Below are 383 nucleotides of genomic sequence, written 5' to 3' on the forward strand. Positions count from 1 at the left end.
GCGCCCCGCGTCCGGTGGCGGTCATGATCGACATCGGCGTCGCCAGTCCGAGCGCGCAGGGACAGGCGATGATCAGCACCGAGACCGCCGAGACGATGGCGAAGATCAGGCTGGGCTCGGGGCCGAACACCGCCCAGGCGGCAAAGGCAGCAAGCGCGACCAGCACGACGGCCGGGACGAAATAGAAGGAAACGCGATCGGCCAACCCTTGAATCGGCGCGCGCGAACGCTGCGCCTTGGCGACCAGCTCGACGATGCGGGCCAGGGTGGTCTCGGCGCCGACTTTGTCGGCGCGCATGATCAGCGAACCGTTTTTGTTGAGCGTGCCGCCGGTCAAGGCATCGCCTTGCGTCTTTTCGACCGGCAGCGGCTCGCCCGAGATC

The 383-nt window shown here is 67.6% G+C and carries 1 protein-coding gene; it reads right to left on the reverse strand.

The annotated features are described in order from the left end of the window. Positions 1–383: P-type ATPase actuator domain-containing protein (locus AC1DY7_RS31420; protein WP_477497667.1), on the reverse strand; the 383-nt coding region annotated here is incomplete at both ends.

Source organism: Mycobacterium sp. P2_H7 (assembly GCF_056403275.1).